General features: G+C 40.3%; 6 protein-coding genes. 2 read left to right on the forward strand and 4 right to left on the reverse strand.

Features of this window, described 5'->3' with window-relative positions; genetic code table 11:
* Window positions 1–1,361 precede the first annotated feature (1,361 nt).
* On the forward strand, window positions 1,362–1,583 hold the full coding sequence (locus tag SLS51_RS22135; protein ID WP_323840688.1) for a hypothetical protein: 222 nt from the start codon (window positions 1,362–1,364) through the stop codon (window positions 1,581–1,583).
* The gene (locus SLS51_RS22140) at window positions 1,573–1,785 is read left to right on the forward strand and encodes a hypothetical protein (protein ID WP_323840689.1); all 213 of its coding nucleotides are present in this window, start codon (window positions 1,573–1,575) and stop codon (window positions 1,783–1,785) included. Before SLS51_RS22135 ends, SLS51_RS22140 begins: the two co-directional genes overlap by 11 nt.
* A gap of 233 nt (window positions 1,786–2,018) precedes the next feature.
* Here the strand turns inward: SLS51_RS22140 and SLS51_RS22145 are convergent, their stop codons facing one another.
* The 4 genes from SLS51_RS22145 to SLS51_RS22160 form a co-directional block, all read right to left on the reverse strand.
* Window positions 2,019–2,798: an enoyl-CoA hydratase-related protein gene (locus tag SLS51_RS22145; protein ID WP_323840690.1), complete on the reverse strand. Its 780-nt coding sequence runs from the start codon at window positions 2,796–2,798 to the stop codon at window positions 2,019–2,021.
* A gap of 3 nt (window positions 2,799–2,801) precedes the next feature.
* A complete protein-coding gene (locus SLS51_RS22150; protein ID WP_049584396.1) occupies window positions 2,802–3,986 on the reverse strand; it encodes a hydroxymethylglutaryl-CoA synthase in 1,185 nt (394 codons plus the stop codon).
* Window positions 3,987–4,346: 360 nt separating this feature from the next.
* A complete protein-coding gene (locus tag SLS51_RS22155; RefSeq protein ID WP_323840691.1) occupies window positions 4,347–4,628 on the reverse strand; it encodes a hypothetical protein in 282 nt (93 codons plus the stop codon).
* Window positions 4,629–5,492: 864 nt separating this feature from the next.
* A complete protein-coding gene (locus SLS51_RS22160; protein WP_323840692.1) occupies window positions 5,493–6,488 on the reverse strand; it encodes an ATP-binding cassette domain-containing protein in 996 nt (331 codons plus the stop codon).
* Between the last annotated feature and the right edge of the window lie 130 nt (window positions 6,489–6,618).

The raw sequence follows: 6,618 nt of genomic DNA on the forward strand, positions 1-6,618 counted from the left end.
TAAAAATATCAAAGCACAGGGTTTTTGCTCTCAAAAAGAGAGTATGAGATCATAACTATTACTGTCGGTCAAATCTGATTTTTTTAACAAAATATTCACGATCTTGCCCTGGGTATATATCAGTTCTGGCAACTTCTTTATATGAGGTGATCCTTGAAAAAGTAGCTAAAGAATGTTTATAACCCTTATCGGGTCTTATTACATTGGAGTGTGATATAAATCAAGAAATTTGTCGTCCTCTTGTCGCGTACAATGAGGAAAAAGATGCTGATGTTATTAATAATCCAGGGTTGGTTAAAACCCTTTTAAGAGTTTATATGAGAAAATTTCAAATATAATTTAAGCGCTACCTTTGAACCTTTATTTATATATCTTAATCAAGGTCGGTAGCGCTTTCTTTGGTAATGACTCTGACTTATTGATAATGATTAATATTCAAATTCCCCCGCTACCCCCATATACTCAGTCAGTTATAAACAATTTTTCCAGTGCGGCTTGATACTCAGTCAACAACGTCTTGGAGCGCTTTTTTAGTCCGAGAGGCCACGTGCTAAAAATATGAGTGATACCAAGCTTGGGCTATATACCAGCTTCCGGAGGAAACTGTCCAGAAATTGGGGAACAGTTCACTTGGGGGCTGCATAGAGCAAAGGTAACGAATATGGAGCTTGCGATTGAGAACCGCCTGCAGCCAGTGTAACAAAGTACGGGAGTAATAAACGGTGGTCAGACTGCTGGCCTGCCTTCTACTAAATTAAGCTAAGAGATTCTGGTAATCTTTTGACACACTCATACGCTTCACTAGTATAATTATTTGATACATTTTGGAAGAATCCAATTACCTCTTGCTTCTTATCATCGTTAAGTAGCTGAAGTTCAGCTGCCATTTGTTCCATTATTTCTATTACTGAATCCAGATTAAACAGTTCTTCACTTGTAAACTCTAAAAGTATGGCAAGATCAGTAATGATCTTTACAAGCCTAATATTACTATTCTTTGATAAATTTTACCTCTATGTTTTTGACCCCAAGCTCATTGAACATTTTTTGTTCTCTATTCGCTTGAGTTTGATCAGATACTTCGCAACGTTCTGTCATACCATTACGCTTTAACACATCTGATTGCCGTAATGCCTTATCTTTAGTTTTTCAGGTTGTCACAACAGATATTTTTCTGTCTACCATAACAGGTGAAAGTCCCTTCCGGATGAGAACTAGCCACTTACAGGGTCCTTTAGCTATGCGCGACTGTGGGTAACTTCTGTCGTGAAATGTTAGCGAAGGCACTCACAGGCTAGGTATTGAGCCACGAAATCGGTAAATCGGAGGTAGAGATGCAGTTAAGCTAAGCAGAAACCTCTATGGTGAGCAGGTTCATCACTGGTTACTGCGGTTATTCAATCCCGAACCTGATTGGATTAATAAAGCGACGCTATATCGGTAAGCCCGTTACGCTGTATGGCAGACAGGTGAATTGCGTCCGGATAATGACTTCACTGAAACCTTGTGGTTTACCCCGCCGCGTTCTAATGTGGAAAACGGTGTCTGGTGGTTTGACACACCCACCGGGCGGTGCCGGTTGAACGGCTGAATCGTCCACTGGCACCGGGAACATTGACCGGTGAAATGGCACGGGGTGAACATATTAATGCACTGGTGGATGTATTATCCTCAGGTACCATTGTTTCATTGGCCGTTGTCATGCAGGCACAGGATACACTGGAACGGGATTTTGACCGGTTATCAAAAAATGCTGCTGGACCTAGTAGCGTTAGGTTTAGCTGAATTGTGCAGGCTGATGAGAAAAGCTGGTGATGCAATTGAACAGATTCTGCATTGGTCATACTGGTAATGACGACACCAGTACTATACTCAATATCAATAATGTCATTATTATCTCAGGGGAAAAGTCTCCACTCAATGGAATAACTACGGCTGTAGTATTAGCCTTTTTTAAAAGTGAGGAGAAGAGTTGCACTCCTACATAATTTAATGTAGAAAAATGCAACTCATACTTTCTAGCTCCAGGGGGGAGGACGTTTCTCAAGGAAAGCTCGTAATCCCATTTGACCTTCGGAAGAAGTACGAGTTTCAGACATGAGCTGAATATTGGTTTGTTGTTCGTTATACAAACCATCCTGTGTGCTCAATCGAGTGAGCATGGACTTGATCTTTCGCGATGCATGTGGAGCGGTTTTTTGTATCAATTTTATCCAGTTGTCTCGGAGTTCGTCCAAATTGGACTCAGAAGCTTGCTGGTGCACTAGACCCAATTCTATGGCTTGTTGAACATCGAAGACTTCTGCCGTGAGCATATAGCGACGGGCTTGGCGCAAACCGATGGCTCTTGCCACATATGGGCTTATTATGGCAGGTACTAGTCCCAGAAGTGCTTCGCTAAAAGAAAAGCGAGTGTCTTTCAAGGCCAGAACATAGTCAGCACAGCTGAGTAGTCCCAGAGCCCCCCCAAATACCGCACCTTTGGCAATCATCAAGACTGGTACGGGGAACTCGTTGAGTTGTTGTAGTAGTCTTTCCAAAAGTCTAGCGTCGAGAATGTTTTCCTCTGTGCTGAAGTTCAGGCTTCGTTTCAGCCAATGAATGTCTGCTCCTGTACAGAAATGTTTACCTGTGCTTTGGATGAGAAGTGCCCGTAAATTTGGATTGCTGGCTAATTGCTGTAGGTAATCACTGAATTCTTTCATCAACGTTTCGTTAAGTGCATTGCCTCGTTCAGGTTTATTTAATGTTAGGCATGCTATCTGATTAGTCATCCACTCTAATCGTATTCTTTGCATAGTTTAATTTTCCTTCTGTGATTGCTGGGAGTTTGCATATTGTCGGCAGTGGTTTTTAGAACCGCTGAAGCGATATCGTCCGCAAGTTAATTGTGGCAATTCATAGGAACTAATTTGAGGATCTATATCCTGATAAAACCACTCGAAATATTGTTCATGATTTAGTTCATGACGATTCTGTAGTAAGCGGTGGTGTTCAGTTTTTCGTAGGTGTGTACTGTAGCCTTTGACTACACTGGCGGAAAAAAATTCACCGACGCTACCTGAACCATAACTGAACAAACCAATATTTTGTTCGGAGAGGTCTTCAGTACTATTCTCCAGAAGTGAGAGTAGTGCTATGTAAAGAGAGGCTGTATAGCAGTTCCCAATGTCACGTCCATAGATTTGACTGGTTGTGTAGCTTTGTGGACCAATATCCTTCGCAGCTTTCGGTTCAATGGCTTCGAAGATTGAGAAAGCTTTTTGTGCCATTTTAGTGAATGGTAGGTGGAAGCATAGATGACGTAAAGATGATAGAGGTAGCCCACCATCTAGGCGGTAATTTTGCCAAGTTTGTTTTAGAGATTCTAAATACATTTCGATGGATAATTTTCCATTAACAAAAGCCATCTTATGTTGGTTTGGACGCCAGAAGTCCATCACATCGAAACTGTAACGTCCCTGATATGGATGAATATCGAGGATGCGGGGTGAGTGACTGACAATCATGGCAATAGCGCCCGCTCCTTGGGTACATTCAGCATCTGTGTTAGGTTGGTAACAAGATATATCACTAGCAATTACTAATATTCGTTCATTGGGGCGCTGGTTGACTAGAGCACAGGCCATTTGTAGTCCCGCAGTAGCCCCATAGCAGGCTTGTTTGAGTTCTATAACTCGGCAGTTGCCTCGTAGGTTAAGTATGCCGTGGATAAAAAGACCTGCTGACTTTGACTGGTCAACACCGCTTTCGGTTGCAATGATAATAGTTGATATCGACTCTATTACCAATGGTGTAAGAAGTGGTTCTGCAGCATTTGCAGCCATACTAACTATATCTTCGTCAGGGGACGGTACTGCCATTTTTTCTTGACCAATGCCAAGTAAGTATTTGTTGGGGTCAATATTGTGGACCTTTGCCAGCGTTGCAAGGGGAAGGAAGAATCCAGGAACATAAAGACTTATATCATCAATTCCTATTCTCATAGTTTCTCCAGTTGTATTCTTTTTTGTGGTTCCGCTGTAGTTAGTACATAAAAATTGTAGTATCAGTTGGTTGCGGATATTGCAACCGTTAAATTTTAATAATAGCTTGTAGAAGTACTTTGGTTTGACATTCTCCTCTCATAAAGTAGAAGGTGATTTTAATATATTGATTATATTGGATATTTTTTGTATTTAATGACACAGTGAAGATCCATACCCCCAACGACGATTTATCCAACAATCTTTTAAGCAAAGGGAATAGCTACATTTCTGGCTGAATCGAGATAGATTTCAGTGTAGCTGAAGTGTACTGCAATATGGGAATTTATTTTTAAAATGGAAAAAATGGTGGAACGGGCATTACTGAATTACACTATTTGCGTTAAGGCTAAATAAAATAGCTGTTCTAAATAAAGGGTAAGCATTATACATATGCCTTAACGTTGCACAGATACCTACGATAATACCGTATTGGTTGTTATCCATTGTCTGAGGATCAAGGTAGAAACATCCTTTGAGTTTGTTATCCCAGTGCATAAAACCACTTTCCGGGTCAGTCGTGCTGACTTTTGTGTCTTTATATTTTTGCGTTTTTAGCAGCGTTAAGTTTTTTCCGACCATTTCCCGGTTTTCATTAATCATCAATTGCTGTATTAAGAAGGTCAACATGAGTGCCGGGTTTTATATTATCCGGGGAACATCCATAAACCTTATGTGGGATGTTACTGTCTTTGAAATGGGTACTGTCAGTATTGAGGGCTTACACCCCCACTGGACCTTTGCTCAGCAATATTATCAAAAACCTGCGGGAAAGACCTCACTGTCATTGAAACGATAAAGCGCTACAAGGGTAGAAGCATCAAGTACTTTTTCTGTCAGCTCAGACGTAAGAATCAGCAGTAAGCTTCATTGACTTGCATTTCCTGTACTAGATATACTTAATTTCGATATCAAATAAATAGCTCAGTAACCTTGTCTTAATCAGAATCACGAATGAACCAAAATGAATGGAGAAGTCAATTTTACAAACCTAGCTGATCTTTTGGCATCAATTCGTCGAGATTGACCTATTTCGAGCTGATATTGTAGTGAGAAGTGCTTTCTTAATATGCGAGTCTTATATTAGAACTAAAGCGTCGACTAGAAGTATAGCACTTTGTCGTTAGTCTGATTCTTCCATTTATTTTAGTTTATTATTTTTTTAATAATTCTATCTGTGAATCAGATCTAATATCGTTGAACTGGGATATTATATTTTGATTTTATTGGAGTATTAGACATTTTTCAGAGTTTCCTTAGGAATCTATCGGGCTTCAGGAATAATTGATACACCACTACATCATTTTTATTTAGTCAGTCCAAGAGTGTTATGACCTAAGAAAAACAGGAACGATTCACACTCACTCTCTAAATGCATATCTTCACAGCAAATTTATATCTGATTGTGTCCAGGTTGAAACACAACATCGGGAATAGAAGATATAGAGAGGGTTTTTCTCTGTGCATTTACTGGTATACCGCATCAATGACATAACTTTTTGTAATTCTAACTTTTTTTAAAAATTCTATGTCATGGGAAATGAGGATTAAAGTGCCAGGATAAGCTTGAAGAATATCTATTACATGCTGTCGTATGGTTATGTCAAGGTTGTTAGTCAGTTCATCAAGAATCAACAACGGCGGAGCTTTGGCAGCAATGCAAGCCAGTGACAAACGTGCTTTCTCCCCTCCTGAAAGCACAGAAACTTGGGATTGAACAAGCTCGTTTTGCCGAAATAGGAAATTGCTGAGGTGGTTGCGTAATTCTGGCTGACTCCAATCTGGGACAACATTCATCAACGCTTGCAGCACCGTATGGTTAGGATTGAGATTAGCATAGTGTTGATCCAAATAGCCAATGTCTCGGGGTTGAGGTATCAGCCAATCACCACTACGTATAATTTCCGGATCTCCAAGAATCGCACGTGCTAATGTAGATTTACCACTACCATTGCAGCCTTTCAGCGCTAAACGTTCGCCTTGTGCAAGACTAAAATTAATATTTTCAAACAGTAATTTTTCATATCCTACTGCGCCATTCGTAACCTGCAAAACAGTTTGCTTTGATCTTACAACTGCTGGTAAATGAAAACGTGGCGTGACAACTTTGACAGGATTCAGCTGAGACAATTGCTCCAATAATTCTTTACGGTGTTCCGTAATTTCAGCTTGTTTGCGTCCGGCTGTTGAGCTACCTCTACTAAGTTTAGTTGGAGACTTTACTGTGGCCCATTTTCGGTTTTGGATACTTTTGATACCACGTTGACGCGCATGGCTTGCACGCTCATTCTCCTTCATTAATGCCTTATGGGTGTCTTTTCTGGCGCGCTTAATAGTTGTCAATTGTTTTTCCAACATTTTCCTCTGGAGATCTTGCTCTGCAATATAGTCCATATATCGGCCAGAAAATACTTCAATACGCCCATCTCGGATATGCCAAATAGTATCGCATACCTCATTCATTAAAGTTTCATCATGAGTAACTAGGGGTTGTTGATGTTTTTCGGGGGATTATTAGACAGCATGATGATTTGATATAATTACTTTCGCCAAAAAACAACCAGACCTCACCATCATGCCGAGAACAATGTTA

Origin of the sequence: Photorhabdus africana, assembly GCF_035181445.1 — a bacterium.
In the GTDB taxonomy this organism is placed as follows: domain Bacteria; phylum Pseudomonadota; class Gammaproteobacteria; order Enterobacterales; family Enterobacteriaceae; genus Photorhabdus; species Photorhabdus laumondii.